Annotated in this window: 19 protein-coding genes; 18 read left to right on the top strand and 1 reads right to left on the bottom strand. The window is 45.1% G+C overall.

What is annotated here, in order from left to right; all coding sequences use genetic code 11:
- Window positions 1-191: 191 nt before the first annotated feature.
- From MHM98_RS02080 to pntB, 18 genes are all read left to right on the top strand, one after another.
- Window positions 192-578: a MerR family DNA-binding transcriptional regulator gene (locus MHM98_RS02080; RefSeq protein ID WP_239437547.1), complete on the top strand. Its 387-nt coding sequence runs from the start codon at window positions 192-194 to the stop codon at window positions 576-578.
- Window positions 579-599: 21 nt separating this feature from the next.
- The gene (locus MHM98_RS02085; protein ID WP_239437549.1) at window positions 600-1,769 is read left to right on the top strand and encodes an isovaleryl-CoA dehydrogenase; all 1,170 of its coding nucleotides are present in this window, start codon (window positions 600-602) and stop codon (window positions 1,767-1,769) included.
- Between the two features lie 129 nt (window positions 1,770-1,898).
- Entirely contained in the window at window positions 1,899-3,506 is a 1,608-nt protein-coding gene (locus tag MHM98_RS02090; RefSeq protein ID WP_239437550.1) for a carboxyl transferase domain-containing protein, read from the top strand.
- Window positions 3,507-3,515: 9 nt separating this feature from the next.
- On the top strand, window positions 3,516-4,307 hold the full coding sequence (locus MHM98_RS02095; protein ID WP_239437551.1) for an enoyl-CoA hydratase-related protein: 792 nt from the start codon (window positions 3,516-3,518) through the stop codon (window positions 4,305-4,307).
- 15 nt (window positions 4,308-4,322) lie between these two features.
- Window positions 4,323-6,317 carry an acetyl/propionyl/methylcrotonyl-CoA carboxylase subunit alpha gene (locus MHM98_RS02100; protein ID WP_239437553.1) on the top strand — a complete coding sequence of 665 codons (1,995 nt, stop codon included), beginning with the start codon at window positions 4,323-4,325 and terminating at the stop codon, window positions 6,315-6,317.
- A gap of 2 nt (window positions 6,318-6,319) precedes the next feature.
- Window positions 6,320-7,225 carry a hydroxymethylglutaryl-CoA lyase gene (locus MHM98_RS02105; protein WP_239437554.1) on the top strand — a complete coding sequence of 302 codons (906 nt, stop codon included), beginning with the start codon at window positions 6,320-6,322 and terminating at the stop codon, window positions 7,223-7,225.
- A 29-nt stretch (window positions 7,226-7,254) separates the two neighbouring features.
- Entirely contained in the window at window positions 7,255-7,956 is a 702-nt protein-coding gene (locus MHM98_RS02110) for a CoA transferase subunit A (protein ID WP_239437555.1), read from the top strand.
- A gap of 2 nt (window positions 7,957-7,958) precedes the next feature.
- Window positions 7,959-8,615, top strand: a complete 657-nt coding sequence (locus MHM98_RS02115; protein WP_239437556.1) for a 3-oxoacid CoA-transferase subunit B — start codon at window positions 7,959-7,961, stop codon at window positions 8,613-8,615.
- Between the two features lie 109 nt (window positions 8,616-8,724).
- On the top strand, window positions 8,725-9,333 hold the full coding sequence (locus MHM98_RS02120; RefSeq protein ID WP_239437559.1) for a FlgO family outer membrane protein: 609 nt from the start codon (window positions 8,725-8,727) through the stop codon (window positions 9,331-9,333).
- Window positions 9,326-9,970: a FlgO family outer membrane protein gene (locus tag MHM98_RS02125; protein ID WP_239437561.1), complete on the top strand. Its 645-nt coding sequence runs from the start codon at window positions 9,326-9,328 to the stop codon at window positions 9,968-9,970. Before MHM98_RS02120 ends, MHM98_RS02125 begins: the two co-directional genes overlap by 8 nt.
- Before the next feature lies 1 nt (window position 9,971).
- Window positions 9,972-10,544 (top strand): FlgO family outer membrane protein, encoded by a 573-nt coding sequence (locus MHM98_RS02130; protein WP_239437563.1) that lies wholly within the window; start codon window positions 9,972-9,974, stop codon window positions 10,542-10,544.
- A 205-nt stretch (window positions 10,545-10,749) separates the two neighbouring features.
- Complete coding sequence (locus MHM98_RS02135) at window positions 10,750-12,309, top strand: cryptochrome/photolyase family protein (RefSeq protein ID WP_239437564.1); 1,560 nt, start codon at window positions 10,750-10,752, stop codon at window positions 12,307-12,309.
- A 23-nt stretch (window positions 12,310-12,332) separates the two neighbouring features.
- Window positions 12,333-13,013 (top strand): flavin reductase, encoded by a 681-nt coding sequence (locus MHM98_RS02140; RefSeq protein WP_239437565.1) that lies wholly within the window; start codon window positions 12,333-12,335, stop codon window positions 13,011-13,013.
- A 201-nt stretch (window positions 13,014-13,214) separates the two neighbouring features.
- Window positions 13,215-14,324, top strand: a complete 1,110-nt coding sequence (asd, locus tag MHM98_RS02145; protein ID WP_239437566.1) for an aspartate-semialdehyde dehydrogenase — start codon at window positions 13,215-13,217, stop codon at window positions 14,322-14,324.
- 266 nt (window positions 14,325-14,590) lie between these two features.
- Entirely contained in the window at window positions 14,591-15,937 is a 1,347-nt protein-coding gene (locus MHM98_RS02150; protein ID WP_239437568.1) for a sodium-dependent transporter, read from the top strand.
- 91 nt (window positions 15,938-16,028) lie between these two features.
- Window positions 16,029-16,439: a DUF3010 family protein gene (locus tag MHM98_RS02155; RefSeq protein ID WP_239437569.1), complete on the top strand. Its 411-nt coding sequence runs from the start codon at window positions 16,029-16,031 to the stop codon at window positions 16,437-16,439.
- 207 nt (window positions 16,440-16,646) lie between these two features.
- A complete protein-coding gene (locus MHM98_RS02160) occupies window positions 16,647-18,188 on the top strand; it encodes a Re/Si-specific NAD(P)(+) transhydrogenase subunit alpha (RefSeq protein ID WP_239437570.1) in 1,542 nt (513 codons plus the stop codon).
- A gap of 11 nt (window positions 18,189-18,199) precedes the next feature.
- A complete protein-coding gene (gene pntB, locus MHM98_RS02165) occupies window positions 18,200-19,567 on the top strand; it encodes a Re/Si-specific NAD(P)(+) transhydrogenase subunit beta (RefSeq protein WP_239437573.1) in 1,368 nt (455 codons plus the stop codon).
- 70 nt (window positions 19,568-19,637) lie between these two features.
- Here pntB and MHM98_RS02170 read toward each other — a convergent pair whose 3' ends face one another.
- A complete protein-coding gene (locus MHM98_RS02170; protein WP_239437574.1) occupies window positions 19,638-19,850 on the bottom strand; it encodes a hypothetical protein in 213 nt (70 codons plus the stop codon).
- Window positions 19,851-19,891 lie beyond the last annotated feature (41 nt).

Here is a 19,891-nt window from a genome sequence, read left to right on the forward strand (position 1 = left end):
ACACGTTAAAGAGCCGCTTAAATATTAGACTTAGTGTTGAGTGGCAGATAAATTGCTGTTTAGGCTTGATAATAACTAGGTATCTCCATTAGTCTAACAAGACAAAAGTGGTAATTGGTTCTGGAGTTACGAAAAATAACTTTACCTTTACGTAAACTTCAAGTACCGTATAAAAAATTCAGGAGTTATGCATGATAGATTCACAAAAAACATTTTCGATAAGCGACTTATCAAAAGAGTTTGACGTTACAACTCGAAGCATTCGCTTTTACGAAGATCAAGGGTTAATGAAACCAACCCGCCGTGGACAAACACGTATTTACAGCCCGCAAGATCGCGTGCGACTGAAACTGATTTTACGCGGTAAACGCCTTGGCTTTTCACTTGCTGAAACCAGACGTTTATTCGACTTATATGACGCCGACCGCTCAAGCGTTCAGCAGCTACACACCATGTTGTCGTTGATTGATGAAAAGAAACAACATCTGCAACAACAAATGGAAGACATCACCGTCGTGCTGATGGAGCTAAGCTCGGTAGAAACCCGCTGTAGAGCGGAATTAAAAGAATTAAGCTAAAAATAGCCAATGGAGCCCACTATGTTATCTACATTTAGTTCACTAAATTTCAATCACGGCGAAACTATCGACATGTTGCGCGATACTGTTAACGCCTTTGCTCGCGACGAAATCGCACCACGCGCTGAGCAAATCGATTTAGACAACGAATTCCCTGCCGATTTATGGCGCAAAATGGGTGACATGGGCTTATTGGGTATTACCGTTTCAGAAGAGTTTGGCGGTGTGGACATGGGTTACTTAGCCCACATGGTAGCAATGCAAGAAATCAGCCGCGCGTCAGCGTCTGTTGGTTTAAGCTACGGCGCACACTCTAACCTTTGTGTTAACCAAATCTACAAAAACGGTAACCAAGCACAAAAAGAAAAATACTTACCAAAACTTGTGAGCGGTGAGCACATCGGCGCACTAGCAATGAGTGAGCCAAACGCGGGTTCTGACGTAGTTTCATTAAAACTACACGCGCGTAAAGAAGGCGATAAATACATTCTAAACGGCAACAAAATGTGGATCACCAATGGTCCAAATGCCGAAACTTACGTAGTTTACGCAAAGACAGACGTTAACGCGGGTTCACGCGGTATCACAGCATTCATCATCGAGCGCGGTTTCAAAGGTTTCTCTCAAGCACAAAAGCTAGACAAACTAGGTATGCGTGGTTCAAACACCTGTGAATTAGTATTTGAAGACTGTGAAGTACCAGAAGAGAACATTCTTGGCGAGCTAAACGGTGGCGTTAAAGTATTAATGAGCGGCCTAGACTACGAGCGCGTAGTACTAACAGGTGGCCCACTAGGCATCATGGATGCGTGTATGGACATCGTTGTTCCTTACATTCACGACCGTCAGCAGTTTGGTAAATCAATCGGTGAGTTCCAACTAATTCAAGGCAAAATCGCCGACATGTACACACAAATGAATGCAGCTAAATCATACGCTTATGCTGTTGCAGCATCTTGTGATCGCGGCGAAACAACGCGTAAAGACAGTGCGGGTATCATTTTATACAGCGCCGAGCTAGCAACTAAGATGGCATTAGATGCAATCCAACTGCTAGGCGGTAACGGTTACATCAATGAGTTTGCAACGGGTCGTTTACTACGTGACGCTAAACTTTATGAAATTGGCGCGGGTACTTCAGAAATCCGCCGTATGCTAATCGGCCGTGAGTTGTTTAACGAATCTAAATAATTCATCCACGATTAGAACTCAGTTCGCTAACGGTGCTATACCTCCCCTTTTGTACCCGCAGGCTTTGGGCAATCGCCAAAGATTGCGGGGATAGCACCGTTACCTTTAACAAGGTAAAGGAGCCCACTTGTGACTATTCTTTCCAGCAAAATTAATACCCGCAGCCAAGATTTCATCGATAAAAGCAACGCTATGCAAGCGCTTGTTGATGAGCTAAACGACAACGTTGAAACCCTTAAAAAAGGCGGCGGTGAAGCGGCGCAAGAGCGTCATCAATCACGCGGCAAAATGCTTGCCCGCGACCGTATCAGCAATCTTATCGACGCTGGTAGCCCATTCTTAGAAATCAGCCAATTTGCCGCATGGCGTTGTTATGAAGACTACGTACCTTGTGCCGGCGTTGTGGCAGGTATCGGCCGCGTAGCTGGCGTTGAGTGTATGATTGTTGCCAATGACGCAACAGTTAAAGGCGGTACTTACTATCCGCTCACGGTTAAAAAGCATTTACGTGCTCAAGACATCGCCGAGCGTTGTCACCTGCCGTGTATCTACTTAGTAGACTCTGGTGGCGCATTCTTACCTCGTCAAGATGACGTATTCCCAGATCGCGATCATTTCGGCCGCATCTTCTTTAACCAAGCGAATATGTCTGCCAAAGGCATCCCACAAATTGCTTCGGTAATGGGTCTGTGTACTGCAGGTGGTGCTTACGTGCCAGCCATGGCGGACGAGTCAATTATCGTTAAAGAGCAAGGTACTATTTTCCTTGCGGGTCCACCGCTTGTTAAAGCAGCAACGGGTGAAGTGGTTAGCGCAGAAGATTTAGGCGGCGCGGATGTGCACACCAAGATTTCTGGGGTGAGCGATCATTACGCACAAAACGATGAGCACGCTTTACAACTTGTACGCCAAGCAGTTAAACGCATCAATCACGTTAAACAGCCAAACCTAAGCGTATTACCAACGGTTGAGCCACTTTATGACGCCAAAGAGTTATACGGCATCGTAGGTACGGATCTGAAAAAGCCGTTTGATGTGAAAGAAGTTATTGCTCGCATCGTCGATGGCTCTGATTTTGATGAATTCAAACAGTACTACGGTTCAACGCTAGTGTGTGGCTTTGCCCGCATTCACGGCTATCCAGTAGGCATTGTTGCTAACAACGGTATTTTATTCTCAGAGTCGGCGCAAAAAGGCGCGCACTTTGTTGAGTTGTGTTGTCAGCGCAAAATTCCATTAGTGTTCTTACAAAACATCACTGGCTTCATGGTAGGTCAAAAATACGAGCACGAAGGCATCGCTAAACACGGCGCGAAAATGGTAACAGCGGTTTCTTGTGCCAAGGTGCCTAAATTCACAGTACTTATCGGCGGCAGTTACGGCGCTGGTAACTACGGCATGTGTGGCCGTGCGTACGATCCAACCATGATGTGGATGTGGCCGAACTCGCGTATCTCAGTAATGGGCGGCGAGCAAGCTGCTGGCGTATTAACGCAAGTTCGTCAAGACGGCTTAGCGCGTAAAGGCGAAAGCATGTCGGACGAAGAAGTCGAGAAATTCAAAAAGCCGATTATCGATCAATACGAAGAGCAAGGTAATCCATATTACGCCAGTGCCCGTTTATGGGATGACGGCATTATCGATCCTGCGCAAACCCGTCAAGTACTTGGCCTAGCCATTAGTGCGTCGTTAAACAAAGAAATCGAAGATACCAAGTTCGGTATCTTTAGAATGTAGGAGTTGACGATGACGGATTACATATCAACGGATATCGCGGGTGGCGTGGCGACTATTACCATGCTGCGCGAAGATGTTCACAACGCCTTTGACGATGTGATGATCGCTCAGCTTATCGCAGCATTCAACGGCGCAATAGCTAATGATGACGCGCGCATTATCGTGCTGCGCTCAACGGGTAAAAACTTCTCAGCGGGTGCCGATCTGAACTGGATGCGCTCGATGGCCAAGAAGAACTATCAAGAGAACATCGATGACGCTGGCGAGCTAGCGAACCTAATGAAAACTATCGCCACCTCGCCAAAGCCAACCATGGCCTTGGTGCAAGGTGCAGCCTTTGGCGGCGCAGTAGGTCTAGTGGCTTGTTGTGATATCGCCATTGCCACCGAGCGCGCAAGTTTCTGCTTAAGCGAAGTAAAAATTGGCCTTATTCCAGCGGTTATCAGTCCTTATGTGGTTGCTGCTATGGGACAACGTCAGGCGCAGCGTTATTTCTTAACGGCTGAGCGCTTTAAAGCAGACAAAGCAAGCGAGTTTGGACTTGTTCATGAAGTTTGTGCCGATGGCGAGTTAGACACAGCAGCAGCCCCTGTTATTGCATCGCTACTTGGCAATAGCCCAGCGGCCATGACAGCAGCGAAAGAGCTTATCGGTTTTGTTCGCTTTGATCATATCGACAGCACTATTATCGATGGCACCAGCGAGCGCATCGCCGCTATTCGCGTGTCAACCGAGGGTCAAGAAGGCCTGAGCTCTTTCTTAGAAAAACGCGCACCAAATTGGCTGCTAGCCGATAAATAAGGTAAGGAATTAGTTATGTTTGATAAAATTTTAATTGCCAATCGCGGCGAAATTGCTTGTCGCATCATCCAAACCGCACAGAAAATGGGTGTGCGTTGTGTGGCGTTATACTCTGACGCCGACAAAGATGCCCTACACGTGAAAATGGCTGATGAAGCTTTTCACATTGGACCATCGCCGTCGAAAGATTCTTACCTTCGTATGGATCGCATTTTAGAGGCAGCTAAAGAGTCTGGTGCCCAAGCAATCCATCCGGGTTACGGCTTTATGTCTGAAAATGTAGACTTTGCTAAAGCCTGTTTAGACAACAACATTACCTTTATCGGTCCACCGGTTGAAGCCATCGATGCCATGGGGTCAAAGAGTGCCGCTAAAGCAATTATGACTGACGCGGGCGTACCGCTAGTACCGGGTTACCACGGCGACAATCAAGACGAAGCCTTCTTAAAAGAGCAATCACTTGCCATTGGTTACCCGCAATTACTTAAAGCGGCCTACGGCGGCGGTGGTAAAGGCATGCGTGTAGTTGAGTCTGCCGATGAGTTTGACGCAGCACTTGCTTCCACCAAGCGTGAAGCCATTGCTAGTTTCGGCAATGACAAGATGCTGATTGAGCGCTACCTAACTAAGCCACGCCATGTTGAGATTCAAGTATTTGCCGATAACCACAGTAACTGTATTTACCTATCTGAACGCGACTGTTCAATTCAGCGTCGTCACCAGAAAGTTATTGAAGAAGCGCCAGCGCCAAACCTGAGCGAAGAGACTCGCGTTGCCATGGGTGAAGCGGCTGTAGCGGCTGCAAAAGCCATTAACTATCAAGGTGCAGGTACGGTTGAGTTCTTATTCGACGAAGACGGCTCTTTCTACTTCATGGAGATGAATACTCGTTTGCAGGTTGAGCATCCAGTGACTGAAATGATCACTGGTCTTGATTTAGTTGGCTGGCAGTTAAAAGTTGCTAACAACGAAAAACTACCACTTGAGCAATCTCAAGTAACCGTTGATGGTCACGCGATTGAAGTACGTATTTACGCCGAAGATCCTGACAATGAGTTCTTACCAGCGACAGGTCAATTGAACTACCTACGCCAACCAGAGCCGTCTAATCACGTGCGTGTTGATACGGGTGTTATTCAAGGTGACGAAGTATCAAGCTTCTACGATCCTATGATTGCTAAGCTAATCGTCTGGGATGAGACGCGTGATCGCGCTATCGCTCGCATGAACCGCGCGCTAGATGACTATCGCATCAGTGGTTTAAAAACCAACTTAGGTTTCTTAACGAACCTAGTAAACGCGCAGCCGTTTAAAGATGTTGAGTTAGACACGGGCTTTATCGAGAAACACGACGCCTTACTCTTTAGCGACAAGACAGAGACTTGTTACAAGTCACTAATGCTAGCGTGTTTAGCAACGCTGGCTAAAGAAGATGCGCCAATCGAACCGCATCGCACCAACAACGACCCATTCTCGCCGTGGAATATCAACAACGGCTGGCGTCTTAACGAACAAGCGTCACACCTTGTTGAGCTAACCGACGAGAACGACAACAGCCATAGCGTGCGCGTTGGTGTTGAAGGCAATGGTTACGTATTTAACTTCGATGGCGAACGTTTCGATGCCACAGCAAGCGTTAACGGCGATCACCTAGTTGCTACCATCAATGGCCACAAAACAAGCCTACTATTTGATGTAACTAGCGAGCAAGTAACATTGTTTATCAAGCAAGATGTACATCACTTTACCCGTAAATCAGATGGCAGTGCAGGCTTTGACGTTGATGAAAGCGAAGACAAGCTAACAGCGCCAATGAACGGCACCATCGTTGAAGTGCCAGTGACCGCTGGTCAAAGCGTGAAAGAAGGCGACGTGCTAGTGATTATGGAAGCCATGAAAATGGAATACTCAATCACTGCAACCCATGATGGCGTAGTCAGTGAAGTATTCTTTGCCGCCGGCGACATGGTAAAAGATGGCGATCAACTCGTTGAACTAAGCGAGGGCTAATCATGAGTTTACCGAAGAAAGTTCGCATCGTTGAAGTAGGCCCACGTGATGGCCTACAAAACGAGAAGCAAGTGAGCACCGATGCTAAAGTGGCATTAGTTAACGACCTTGCTGACGCTGGCCTTAAAGTGATTGAAACTGGCAGTTTCGTATCCCCTAAATGGGTGCCACAAATGGCGGATAGCAGCGATGTTTTCGCTGCTATTGATCGCAAAGACGGTATTACCTACGCCGCACTTACACCAAATGTTAAAGGCCTTGAAGCCGCTATCGCAGCGGGTGCATCAGAAGTTGCGGTATTTGGCGCGGCTTCTGAAAGCTTTAGCCAAAAGAACATTAATTGCTCTATCGATGAATCTCTAGAGCGCTTTACACCGCTAATGGCGATGGCCAAAGAGCACGGATTACCGGTTCGTGGTTATGTGTCTTGTGTCTTAGGCTGTCCATATGAAGGCGATATCGACGTAGCAACCGTGGCTCACGTTGCCAAAAAACTATTGGATATGGGCTGCTATGAAATCAGCCTTGGTGACACCGTTGGTGTCGGTACACCAATGGCGGTAAAAGCAATGCTTGAAGCAGTTACTACTAAAGTGCCCGTTGAAAAATTAGCGGTTCACTTTCATGATACCTACGGACAAGCGCTAGCCAATATCTTTAGCGCGCTGCAAATGGGTATTGCTACAGTAGATAGCGCCGTTGCAGGCCTTGGTGGCTGTCCATATGCTAAAGGCGCATCGGGCAACGTTGCCACCGAAGAGTTGGTTTATATGTTAAACGGTCTTGGTATCGAACACGGCGTTGATTTAGATAAATTAGCGCGTGCAGGCTGGCGCATTAGCGACGCGTTAAATCGCGCACCTAATTCAAAAGTGTCATTGGCGCTAAAAGCCAATAGTAATGGATAAAATAATAATCTCTACCTAAGGAGCTCATAGTGGCTGGTTTAAATAAAGTAGTAGAAACATATGATCAAGCATTAGCTGGTCTTACTGATGACATGACCTTAATGGTTGGTGGCTTTGGTTTATGTGGTATCCCTGAAAATCTCATCATCAAAATGCAGGAAATGGGCGTTAAAGGTTTAACGTGTATTTCAAATAACGCCGGTGTTGATGATTTTGGTTTAGGTTTATTACTGCAAAAGAAACAAATTTCGCGTATTTACGCTTCTTACGTTGGTGAGAATGCCCTATTTGAGCAACAAATGCTTAATGGTGAGTTAGAAGTTATTCTGACGCCACAAGGCACGCTGGCTGAGAAAATCCGCGCTGGCGGCGCTGGTATTCCAGCATTCTTCACTGCAACAGGTTACGGTACGCCAGTGGCTGAAGGTAAAGAAACCCGTGAAATCGATGGTCGTCACTACGTATTAGAGCCATCGTTGACTGCTGACTTCGCCTTAGTTAAAGCATGGAAAGCCGATACTATGGGTAACCTTGTATATCGCAATACAGCCATGAACTTTAATCCAATGATGGCAACCGCAGGTAAAATTACCGTGGTTGAAGTGGAAGAGATTGTGCCAGCAGGCACTTTAGATCCAAACCACATCCACACACCGGGTATCTATGTTAATCGCGTGATTAAAGGCAACTTTGAAAAACGCATCGAACAACGTACAACAAGGGAGGCATAATCATGGCACTATCACGAGAGCAAATCGCTAAGCGTATCGCTGCTGAGCTGCAGGATGGTTTTTATGTCAACCTAGGTATCGGTATTCCAACACTAGTGGCTAACTACATTCCTGACGGCATGGAAGTGATGCTGCAATCGGAAAATGGCCTATTAGGTATGGGACAATTCCCAACGGAAGACGAAGTAGACGCCGATTTAATCAATGCCGGTAAGCAAACCGTTACTATGGAAACTGGCGCATCGTTATTCTCATCGGCAGAAAGCTTTGCAATGATCCGCGGCGGCCACGTTGATTTAACCGTACTAGGTGCATTTGAAGTTGATGTAAGCGGAAATATCGCGTCTTGGATGATCCCAGGCAAGCTTATCAAAGGCATGGGCGGCGCAATGGATTTAGTGGCTGGCGCTGAAAACATTATTGTGACGATGACTCACGCCGATAAGAAAGGTAACTCAAAACTGCTTGATGCTTGTACCCTGCCACTAACTGGCGCGCAATGTATCAAGAAAGTAGTAACTGACTTAGCCGTGCTAGAAATCAAAGACGGCGCTTTCCACCTACTTGAACGCGCCCCAGATGTATCGGTTGAAGAAATCATCGAAAAGACTGCTGGTAAATTAGTGGTTCCTGAAAATGTGAAGGTAATGGACGTTTAGTCTCTTCATATTGCCCTGATAAAATGCTCGCTTAGGCGAGCATTTTTTTTGTGGCATACTATTTGCTAAATTCTCAGTAATCATTCACAGCAGCTCAATTGGAGCCATAATGACATTACGAAAATATCTAATGGCCTTTGCCCTTCTTGCCTTAGGCGGTTGTCAAACCATTGACACCATAGTTGGCAAGAGCAAGTCGACGGAGCAGCCAGTTGAAGTCGCAATCTCCTCGTTAAGTCAGCAACTTACAACAAATCCGCTTTTTTCGGTGGCAGATATCAAGGTTGTGAGTACTACTTTTGTGTGGTCAGATAGTTTAAATACCACCACCAAAAACCAAAAGATGGAATATTTAGGTAATTTGCTGCAAGAGAGCATCAGCACCAACCTTAGCAACGCGGGTGCTAAGGTCATGGAAATCAAATCAGCCAATGCCATCTATTTAACTGAGCACAGTGAACTCATTCTAAGTCGAGACGGAGAACGTGTTGCCAACGACACTGACGCCGATTATGTTCTTACAGGAATTATGACACCAAGTGAATACGGTACTGTGGTCAATGCGAAGTTAATTAACCTACATAACAAACAAGTTGTTGCCGCCGCTCGGCAGGTGATTGCCGCTATGAGCGCCGATCGCAATCAAGGACAATCGTCGACAGTGAAAGACGGCCTACTCTATCGCGATAATTCGCGCCAAGGAGTTATTAATGAATAAATCAACGTTGAGCCTATTAGTTGCTGCTGCAATGATTCCAGCCTGCTCAATCTTTCCTTCACAAGAAGAGATGAGCCAGCAAGTTGTAAAGAAAGTCATCGAAGCAAAAGAAAAAAGCGCCTTTGATAAGAAAACACTGGTGAAGAATGTCAATCACTACGCCAAATGGCTGGTGCAAGATCTCTTTTCTCATATCGATTCACCGAATAACAACAGCGCTTTCGCGGTAGCAAACTTTGCCCTACTCGATTCTGACTTAAAAACCACTAACCACTTTGGCCGCCAGCTTAACGAAGCTATCATGCACGAAACGAGTCGCTTAGGCTTTGCGGTTTTCGATTTAAAATCGACAGGCCGTTTACAGTTTTCTGAAGCTGGTGATATTTTCTGGCATAGTGAAAACATTGACGAGCTATCGGGTAATTTTGATATTAACTACGTCATCACTGGCACAATGACTAAGCATCAAGGTGGCTATTTAATTAACGCCCGTATTATCGATGTAAATACCAGTATTTTACTTTCGTCAGCGCAAATATTTACACCTGCCGAAGTGGTAAAAGCAGTGCTCAGCGAAGCGCCGGAAAGCGAAAAAGGCTTCCCGATTATTTCACTGGCTAATTCAGAGATGGAATAAAATGATGAAATTAGGATTGTCACTCACGTTAATTGCAACAGTTTTTACAAGCGGCTGTACCACTAACTTTCTGATGTCAGACGAACACCAAGTGCCACAACAAACCAGTGCGGCATCGATGGCGCAAGATAAAGCTGTGGATAGTGTGATGACGCCACAATTTCATACCCACAGTCACCTTGCAAATTACACCGATTGGCTAGCCAATCAATTGGTTGAACAGGCAACCATGGACTTATCGTCGCAATATATTACTGTGTTGCCATTTACCTTTAGTCAGCCACCAGCAACCGTCAATCATCAATTAACCAAAGAACTTAGTGAACATGTTGCCCATGATTTACAGGCATTCGGCGTTAAGCTATTAGCAGGCCCAACGACGATGCTAACCGCCGACCAAGCACCGCAATTAGCTGCACAAGCAGGTAATGGTCAAGCGACAGCTTATTTAACAGGAACGCTAATACCAACAAGCCACGGTATTATTGTGCATGCAAAATTAGTGGATTTAAGCACCAATGCGATGTTTGCTAGCGCTGAAAAATTTATTCCGTTTTATGCATTAAGTGAGTGACTTAACCGAGTAAAATTGAACTAAACTTTCCTTTTCTTCGTATAGCTAGCTACTTGATTAGAACTTTGAGTAGCTCGTGACACTTATAATTTGCAGACATAAATCAAACTATTACAAGCAAGCTACTATTCCAAGCTTACTTATTTCATTTTCTCGTCCAAAACACGCTGCACTCTTTAATAGCATTACGCAATCGAGTTAGCCCATGAAACATCTACGCTTAATTTTGGGAGATCAACTAAATGCCAGCCATAGCTGGTATAAAACCGTCGATAATAATACGGTCTATTTGATCTGTGAGTTACATCAAGAAGCAAGCTACGTCACTCATCATATTCAAAAGATTGCTGCGTTTTTCAAAGCGATGGAGAGTTTTGCTACCGCCCTTAGCAAAGCGGGCCATCAGGTTATTTATTTAACCCTTGACGACACGGCGCAATATCAAGATTTACCGCATTTACTTGAAACCATTATTCAACAACAGCAAATCAGCCAATTTAGTTATCAGCAGCCAGACGAATATCGCTTAGCTCAGCAGCTAGCAGCGTTTTCACAACAGCTTGCTATCGCAAGTACATGTGTCAACAGCGAGCATTTTTATTTAGCACATAGCGAATTATCATCATATTTCAAAACAAACACTAAACACCGCCTTGAGCATTTTTATCGCGCCATGAGACGCCGTTTTAATTTATTAATGGACGGTGAAGAGCCCCATGGTGGCCAATGGAATTTCGATACTAATAATCGTTGTAAACTCAAGGCAAAAGATTTAGCTCAAATTCCACAACCCTTACTCTTTGACACGAATGTGACTGAGATCCTTGAACGGATAAACCGCCATCAGATAACTACCATGGGTCACATCGGAAGTAACTTATTATGGCCTGTAACAAGAGCGAGTGCCAAGGCGCTGCTCATTTACTTTTGTCAGTATTGCTTACCACGGTTTGGACAATTTCAAGATGCGATGACGGGTCGTCTCGGCTCTTTCACTGACGACAACGGCTGGAGTCTGTATCACTCCCGCTTATCATTTGCATTAAACAGTAAGATCCTCAGTCCACAACAAGTGGTTAACACTGCAATAAACGCCTATCACGATAGTAATGGCGATATCTCTATTGCACAGATTGAAGGATTCATTAGGCAAATTTTAGGGTGGCGCGAATTTGTCCGTGGAATTTACTGGCTTAACATGCCAACTTACCGTCAACTCAATGCACTCGATGCCAAAAGAGCACTGCCGAGCTGGTTTTGGAACGGCGATACAACTATGCGTTGTCAGCAGCAAGCCATCAGCCAATCGTTAGATTACAGCTATGCCCATCACATTCAACGTTTAATGGTTACTGATAATTTTTGCTTACTGACGGGAATAGCACCAGATGAAGTAGACAATTGGTATTTAGGAATTTATATCGACGCCATAGAATGGGTTGAGTTGCCTAATACCCGTGGTATGAGTCAATTCGCTGATGGCGGCATTGTTGGCTCTAAAGCCTATGCGGCTAGCGGTAATTACATCAATAAAATGAGTGATTACTGCCAAGACTGTCATTACGACGTCAAACAAATTACCAGCGACAACGCCTGCCCACTCAATGCACTTTATTGGCATTTTATGCTGCAGCATCAGGCGCAGTTTGCCAACAATCCAAGAAACAGCATGGTTTACGCTAATTGGCGTAAACGCTCACCAACAGTACAAGAGGAGATACTGGTAAAAGCCCAACATTTACTAGCTAACCTTGAGCAACTTTAATTTTTATCAGGACAAAATTCACCATGAACACAGCAATTAATAACTCTATTCACATCACTAGCGACGATATCGCCGATTACGATTCTCGTTATCGCGCCAAACTCATCAATAGTCTTTCCGGTTTTAAAAGCGCCAACCTCATTGGCACCATCGATGAGGATTTAGTCACGAATCTAGCTATTGTTAGTTCAGTCTTTCACCTAGGTGCCAATCCGCCATTAATGGGCATGATAATTCGACCAGATACAGTGCCAAGGGACACACTGGCCAATATTCGCAGCAATGGCAGCTATACCATTAATCACGTCAACAGCGCTATTTACCAACAAGCACATCAAACCTCTGCACGCTACGATGCCAGTGTTAGCGAATTTGACGAAACGCAACTAACACCGCAATTTACGCCAAATGTTAAAGCGCCTTACGTGGCACAAAGCCATTTAAAATTCGCGCTCGAAGTTCGCGACATTCAGTGGTTGGCAGTCAATGGCACCGTGATGGTGATTGGCGAAATTATGGAAATTATCACACCGAGTGATAGCATAAAAGCTGATGGTTATATCGATATCGAGGCCTTAGATTCTGTCGCCATTTCAGGACTCGATGGCTATCATCAAACCACACGCCTGAACCGTTTAAGTTATGCGAAAGTCGCGACAACGCCATCCGCACTATCAATCGAAGGTGCTAACCTCGTCGAATAAACTAACTTCATCTAATCGGCTGATAAATTCCATTGGTTATTTATCAGCTAATTTGTGCAAATGCTCTGCAACACCAACAGAACCGACATCCATTGCTAAAAACGCATAAATTAGCCTAAAAACCACTAACGCTTTGCATAAATATGCGGTAGTCTCAAAGCACATCAAGAATCAATATACAAAACAGGAAGCATAGAACTAATGAAAAAAGTAGGTTTGGTCGGTTGGCGCGGTATGGTTGGCTCGGTATTAATGGAGCGCATGCAAAGTGAAGGTGATTTTAATCACATTGAGCCAGTGTTTTTTAGCACCTCTCAAACGGGACAAGCAGGTCCTGATATTGGTAAACCGGTAACCACCCTGCAAGACGCTTTTGACATTAGTATTTTAGCTGAGCAAGAGATCATTATTAGCTGTCAGGGTGGCGATTACACTAAAGATGTTTATCCAAAGCTGCGCGAGTCTGGCTGGCAAGGTTATTGGATTGATGCAGCTTCTGCATTGCGCATGGAAGATGACAGCATTATTGTGCTCGATCCTGTTAACCGCGACGTTATCGACGCAGGTATTAAATCAGGCATTAAGACTTATGTCGGCGGCAACTGTACGGTATCGCTAATGTTATTAGCCCTTGGCGGATTATTTGCCGATGACTTAATTGAGTGGGTAAGCCCAATGACTTATCAAGCGGCTTCTGGTGGCGGCGCGCGTCATATGCGTGAACTGCTAACGCAAATGGGCGACATTAATGCTCATGTAAAAAGTGAATTAGATAACCCAAGCTCAGCGATTTTAGACATCGATGCTAAGGTATCAAGCTATATTCGCAGTGGTGAACTTAATACCGATCAGTTTGGCGTGCCATTGGCGGGCAGTTTAATTCCTTGGATTGATACGCAATTAGCCTCAGGTCAAAGCCGCGAAGAGTCCAAAGCGGAAGTTGAAGCAAACAAGATTTTAAATACACAAGATGCGCCAACCCCAATCGACGGTTTATGTGTTCGTGTTGGTGCGATGCGCTGTCACAGCCAAGCATTAACTATCAAGCTAAAGCGCGATGTCAGCGTTGAAGAAATTGAAGCCAAGCTTGCTGCCCACAACGAATGGGTTAAAGTGATTCCTAATGATCGTGACATTAGTATGCAAGAGCTTACGCCAGCTAAGGTCAACGGCACCTTATCTGTGCCAATTGGTCGTATTCGCAAACTCACCATGGGGCCTGAGTACATCAGCGCCTTTACTGTTGGTGATCAGTTACTGTGGGGCGCGGCAGAGCCATTGCGTCGTATGCTGCGTATTTTGATTGATTAACAAGTCCAATACATTAAATCACGGCCGTTAACATCAACGGCCGTTTTTGTTTAAACTATCAGCAACCAATTCAAGTTTCTCGATTTACTCCATCACATCCATTCGTATTACTGATACACTCCAAAAAATAGTTAGATAGACTTGCTGTTAATTTAATAACATTTGATACTATTTTTACTTTATTACCCTTTTTAACTAGGTTTTTACGATTGATTTGGCTAAATTAAAGCAACTTGATCTTAAACAATAATTATAAGAAGAAGAATATGAGCGCATCTAGAGGTAAGTTTAATTCTCGCATTGGCTTTATATTAGCCGCGGCAGGCAGTGCCGTTGGATTAGGGAATATTTGGGGCTTCCCCACGCAAGCGGCAGGAAACGGCGGTGCCGCTTTCGTATTAATGTACTTAATTTTAGCCTTTTGTTTAGCCTATCCTGCATTTATGGCGGAGCTAATCATTGGTCGTCACGGTCAAGCTAACGCCGTAGAATCGCTGCGTAAAGTGTCAAAAGACGGCTGGCAAAAGAAGTTTGCCTTTATCGTCGGTTTTGGCGGCATCTTGTGTGCGGCGCTGCTGATGAGTTTCTATTCTATTGTCGCTGGTTGGATGCTAGCCTTTACCGCAGAGCCTATAACTACACTCGTTGGCGCAACAGATACCTCTAATTGGCTAACCGCGCAAAGCACCTCTCGCAACCTTATTTTCACACTAATTTTTACACTACTGACGGTATTTATTATTAGTCGCGGCGTTGAAAACGGGATTGAGCGCTGGTCGAAACGTTTAATGCCAGCGTTAGTCGCCCTACTCGTTTCTCTTACTGTATACGTACTAACGCTAGATGGCGCGATGGATGGTTTAAAAGCCTACCTCATTCCAGATTTCAGCCAACTATTTGAGCCATCGCTGATTGTAAGCGCACTTGGCCAAGCATTCTTCTCGTTATCGCTAGGTACCAGCGTAATCATTATCTACGGCTCTTATGTCGCTAAAAATGAAAACCTCGTGAGCCTTGGCGCATCGGTAACGCTAATTGATGTATTTATTGCATTCTTAGCAGGTCTATTAATCATTCCAGCAATGTATGTTGCAGCGGCTCAAGGCGTACAGATTTTCGATGCTAATGGCGCTCTAATATCGGGCGACACTCTTGTGCTTACTGTGCTACCAGCATTATTTGATGGCATGGGCAGTGTTGGCGTTATTGTCGCGCTAGCGTTCTTTGCATTGATGTCAATTGCTTCGCTAACATCGTCTATCTCAATGCTAGAAGCACCAGTATCATACACAGTGGAGCGTTTTGGCATTGCACGTAACACGGCAACAATGGTGATTGGTGCGTTAATCTTCGCTACCAGCTGTTTAATTATCTTTAATTTCAACACCCTATTTGGCTTTGTAATCGCGCTGACAACTCAGTATGGTCAACCAATAATCGGTATGCTATGTTGTATATTCGTAGGCTGGATCTGGCACCGTTCATCGCTACTCGAAGAATTGAAATCGGGTAATGAACATGTTGAAAATCAACTCTTTTGGAAAATCTGGCCGTGGTATACGAAGCTTGTGTGTCCGGTAGCTATCGCTTTGGTATTTATTCACTCGCTGTAACCAATTAGCTCCAGACGCTTCACAAAAACCAGTAGTTGTTATTCATCTACTGGTTTTTTTGTCTCTGTCACCTAGGTTAAAGGAGCTAGCCATGTATATTCTCGGTATTGAACTTAAAGGCAACGACGCTTATATGGCGTTAGTCGACAAGAAAGGTCGCTGTCGCCATCAACAACAACTAGAACTAGGCGATCGCGATGACGCCGCTCAAGTGGCAACCTTTTATCGCGCCATCACTAGTTTAATCAAACCCTATTCCATCGCTTGCGTTAAACTAACGCGTACCCCACACATTGCAACCAACGCCAACGCTATTGATGTGGTGCGAATGGAAACTATATTCCAACTGCACTTTAGTCACTGCTTTTCGATTATTGAGCGCGATGAATTGGAAGATTGGATGACTCACCATTTGGTAGAGCATCATCCAATGACCCAATTTCATTTAGCCATCACAGCTGCACAATACGAGCTGCAACATAATATCTGTTTTATTGATTAGCTTGATATCTTATGTAGATTATATCTAAGCCAGTATTACTGCGCGTTTGCTGGCTTATTTCCATTCATTTTCCCCATAATCGCCATTTCTTTAAAAAATTGTGACAGAGTATCTTTAACAAGCTATGTTAGGCTAAAGTCTAGTCGGTTAGAAGATTATTCATACTAACCGATTAATTTTTAGCGTTTTTGTTGAAGGAGTTTTGTCATGCTGATCAGTATTCCCAAAGAGCAATTGGCGGGAGAAACACGAGTTGCTGCGACCCCAAAGTCGGTGACTCAATTAATTAAATTGGGCTTTGACGTTCAAATCGAGCAAGGCGCTGGTACCCAAGCCAGTTTTAGCGATGCCGATTATCAAGCCGTTGGCGCTTCTACCGTTAATGGTGATGACGTTTATAACACCGATATCTTACTCAAGGTCAATGCCCCACTGATCACCGAAGATTGTGATGAAGTCAGTAAAATCAAAGACAATACCACGCTCATAAGTTTCATTTGGCCAGCGCAAAGCGAAGAGTTGATGGCTAGGCTCACAGCAAAAAGTATCAATGTTATGGCGATGGACTGTGTGCCGCGTATGTCGCGCTCGCAGTCACTCGACGCACTCAGCTCTATGGCTAATATTGGTGGTTATCGCGCGGTGATTGAAGCGGCACACGAATTCGGCCGCTTCTTTACCGGACAAATTACCGCTGCGGGTAAAGTGCCACCAGCTAAAATGTTAGTGATTGGCGCTGGTGTCGCTGGCCTTGCAGCTATTGGTGCTGCTGGCAGTCTAGGTGCTATTGTCCGAGCATTTGATACTCGCCTTGAAGTAAAAGAGCAAATCACCTCTATGGGTGGTGAATTTCTAGAGCTGCAATTTGATGAAGATACCGATTCTAGCGATGGTTACGCCAAAACCATGTCAAAAGAATTCATTGAAGCAGAAATGGCACTCTTTGCCGAGCAAGCCAAAGACGTAGATATCATCATTACCACCGCGCTTATCCCTGGCAAACCTGCACCTGTGCTAATTACCAAAGAGATGGTGGATAGCATGAAAGCGGGTAGCGTGATTGTCGACTTAGCAGCGGCTAACGGCGGTAACTGTGAATACTGTGAAACAGGTAAACTCATTACCACCGACAACAACGTCAAGGTTATTGGCTACACCGATTTACCGGGTCGCCTGCCTGTGCAATCTTCACAACTCTACGCCACTAACCTAGTTAATTTACTCAAACTACTGGCACCAGAAAAAGATGGCAGTATCAATATCGACTTTGAAGATGAAGTCATTCGCGGTGTTACTGTGGTTAAAGCCGGTGAATTAACATGGCCAGCACCGCCAATTAAAGTCAGCGCCGCACCAGCTGCCGCGCCAGCGCCATCAGAGCCTGCGGTGGTGGAAGAAAAAGCCATGTCGCCAATCCTTAAAGGGTTGCTAGCTGCTTGCGGCATTTTTGCCTACGGCGCAATGGCGATGTATGCACCAAGCGAGTTTATGGCGCATTTTACTGTCTTCGCCCTCGCCTGTGTTATTGGCTATTACGTGGTATGGAATGTCAGTCATTCACTCCACACCCCTCTGATGAGTGTTACTAATGCCATTTCCGGCATCATTATTGTCGGCGCGCTATTTCAGGTCGCAAGTGGTTCAATCATTGTCACTATTTTAGCGACCATAGCGACACTGATAGCAACCATCAATATCGCGGGTGGATTTTACGTTACCCAGCGCATGCTGAAGATGTTTAGAAAATAAGGGGAATTGAAATGTCACAAGGCTTAGTTAGTGCTGCTTATCTCGCAGCGGCCATTCTCTTTATTTTGAGTTTGGCGGGATTATCGAAACAAGAAACAGCCCAGCGCGGTGCCTACAGCGGGATTATCGGCATGGCCATCGCGTTAATCGCCACGCTGTTATCACCATCAGTTGAAGGTTTAGTCTTTATAATTTTCGCCATGGTAGTTGGCGGTGCGATTGGTATTCGTCTGGCCAAGAAAGTCGAAATGACGGAAATGCCAGAGCTCGTCGCCATTCTGCACAGTTTCGTTGGCTTAGCAGCGGTATTCGTTGGCTTTAATAGCTATATCGATGCCCCAGCGACTACGGGTGCGCTGCACACCATTCACTTGGTTGAAGTGTATTTAGGTATTTTTATTGGCGCAGTCACCTTCACTGGTTCAGTTGTAGCTTATGGCAAACTGAGCGGCCGTATTGATAGTTCAGCGTTAATGCTGCCACATCGTCATAAACTCAATTTACTGGCGCTTATTGTTTGTGGTTACCTGCTTAGCCAATTTGTTGGCGATAGCTCAATTGGTATCTTGCTGATCATGACATTAATTGCCTTTGCCTTTGGGTATCATTTAGTTGCTTCAATTGGCGGTGCCGATATGCCTGTAGTTGTATCTATGCTCAACTCATATTCGGGCTGGGCAGCAGCGGCAGCGGGCTTTATGTTGGCCAATGATTTACTCATCGTCACTGGCGCGCTAGTAGGTTCATCGGGGGCGATCTTAAGTTACATCATGTGTAAGGCGATGAATCGCTCGTTTATCTCGGTGATTGCCGGTGGTTTTGGCACAGATGTCACAGCATCAGGCGATGAAATTGAAGGTGAAGCGCAAAGTGTAACCGCAGCTGATGTTGCCGACAAACTAGTCAATGCATCACGTGTTATTATCACTCCAGGCTATGGAATGGCGGTGGCTCAAGCGCAATACCCAGTATACGAATTAACCCAGAAACTACGTGATAAAGGTGTTGAAGTTCGCTTTGGTATTCACCCTGTTGCAGGTCGTTTACCAGGTCACATGAACGTACTCCTTGCCGAAGCCAAGGTGCCGTATGACATCGTATTAGAGATGGATGAAATCAACGATGATTTCGACGATACCGATGTCGTGCTGGTTATTGGCGCGAACGATACGGTAAACCCTGCTGCAAAAGAGCCGGGTAGTCCGATTGCTGGTATGCCTGTACTAGAAGTGTGGAATGCGAAAAACGTAATCGTGTTTAAACGCGGCATGGCAACGGGTTACGCTGGTTTACAAAATCCGCTGTTCTTTAACGACAATACACAAATGCTATTTGGCGATGCCAAAGACAGTGTCGATCAAATTATCCACGCGATGTAGAGTTAAACGTCAGACACAAAAAAGGATGCCGCGGCATCCTTTTTTATTAAGTGCTTTTAATAAAAGCGACTTAAGATTTGTCTACTTTAGCGCTGTAAAGCAAGCCACCAATTGCTGAAGCAATTAAGATAAACGGTGTTGCTTGGATGAAGAACGCAACTACAGATAGTTCGTTACGCAAGAATGAGAATGCAATTGGAAACGCAATTGCTGCTACAACAACTAATAATAAAAGACCCATTTTTGCTTCTGCAGATATGTTTTGCTCAGTTCTTTCGCTCATTTTTGATCCAAATCAATTAATTTTTAAGTGGCGAGATTATA

Origin of the sequence: Psychrobium sp. MM17-31 (genome assembly GCF_022347785.1) — a bacterium.
GTDB lineage: Bacteria > Pseudomonadota > Gammaproteobacteria > Enterobacterales > Psychrobiaceae > Psychrobium.

Coding starts and splice junctions, on each gene's coding strand:
- MHM98_RS02155 (WP_239437569.1), top strand. CDS start 16,029: ATGTATATTCTCGGTATTGAACTTAAAGGCAACGACGCTTATATGGCG.
- MHM98_RS02130 (WP_239437563.1), top strand. CDS start 9,972: ATGATGAAATTAGGATTGTCACTCACGTTAATTGCAACAGTTTTTACA.
- MHM98_RS02170 (WP_239437574.1), bottom strand. CDS start 19,850: ATGAGCGAAAGAACTGAGCAAAACATATCTGCAGAAGCAAAAATGGGT.
- MHM98_RS02140 (WP_239437565.1), top strand. CDS start 12,333: ATGAACACAGCAATTAATAACTCTATTCACATCACTAGCGACGATATC.
- MHM98_RS02120 (WP_239437559.1), top strand. CDS start 8,725: ATGACATTACGAAAATATCTAATGGCCTTTGCCCTTCTTGCCTTAGGC.
- MHM98_RS02100 (WP_239437553.1), top strand. CDS start 4,323: ATGTTTGATAAAATTTTAATTGCCAATCGCGGCGAAATTGCTTGTCGC.
- MHM98_RS02080 (WP_239437547.1), top strand. CDS start 192: ATGATAGATTCACAAAAAACATTTTCGATAAGCGACTTATCAAAAGAG.
- pntB (WP_239437573.1), top strand. CDS start 18,200: ATGTCACAAGGCTTAGTTAGTGCTGCTTATCTCGCAGCGGCCATTCTC.
- MHM98_RS02095 (WP_239437551.1), top strand. CDS start 3,516: ATGACGGATTACATATCAACGGATATCGCGGGTGGCGTGGCGACTATT.
- MHM98_RS02135 (WP_239437564.1), top strand. CDS start 10,750: ATGAAACATCTACGCTTAATTTTGGGAGATCAACTAAATGCCAGCCAT.
- MHM98_RS02150 (WP_239437568.1), top strand. CDS start 14,591: ATGAGCGCATCTAGAGGTAAGTTTAATTCTCGCATTGGCTTTATATTA.
- MHM98_RS02105 (WP_239437554.1), top strand. CDS start 6,320: ATGAGTTTACCGAAGAAAGTTCGCATCGTTGAAGTAGGCCCACGTGAT.
- asd (WP_239437566.1), top strand. CDS start 13,215: ATGAAAAAAGTAGGTTTGGTCGGTTGGCGCGGTATGGTTGGCTCGGTA.
- MHM98_RS02085 (WP_239437549.1), top strand. CDS start 600: ATGTTATCTACATTTAGTTCACTAAATTTCAATCACGGCGAAACTATC.
- MHM98_RS02115 (WP_239437556.1), top strand. CDS start 7,959: ATGGCACTATCACGAGAGCAAATCGCTAAGCGTATCGCTGCTGAGCTG.
- MHM98_RS02160 (WP_239437570.1), top strand. CDS start 16,647: ATGCTGATCAGTATTCCCAAAGAGCAATTGGCGGGAGAAACACGAGTT.
- MHM98_RS02125 (WP_239437561.1), top strand. CDS start 9,326: ATGAATAAATCAACGTTGAGCCTATTAGTTGCTGCTGCAATGATTCCA.